This window comes from Pantoea sp. SIMBA_079, assembly GCF_046940275.1.
GTDB classification, from domain to species: Bacteria; Pseudomonadota; Gammaproteobacteria; order Enterobacterales; family Enterobacteriaceae; genus Pantoea; species Pantoea borealis.
Genome location: NZ_JAWRYR010000309.1, coordinates 1 through 272 on the forward strand (window position 1 = coordinate 1; position 272 = coordinate 272).

Annotated in this window: 1 protein-coding gene; it reads right to left on the reverse strand. The window is 54.4% G+C overall.

All coding sequences use genetic code 11. From position 1 onward, the window contains the following. Nucleotides 1–272: phage tail tape measure protein (locus SB719_RS20150; RefSeq protein WP_412159740.1), on the reverse strand; the 272-nt coding region annotated here is incomplete at both ends.

Here is a 272-nt window from a genome sequence, read left to right on the forward strand (position 1 = left end):
GTATGCCCGCCGCACCCTCATTGATGGCTGGCAGCATTCTATCGCCCATCTCAATGCCAATGGCCGCGAGATTGTTGCGCAGAAGCTGCAGAGCATTTGCAGTTGTCTTGGCACGTGCTTCATATTCCTTGAAGGAAGAACCCGCATAGTTCGTCTTATCGGCGACCAGACCAAGTAAGCGCTCTACCTCTTCCGTGCTTTTGAGAAGAGGAGCGAGGGCGCGGGCTTCGGAGCCAAACACGGCTTCCATGATCGAAATCTGTTGCCATTCG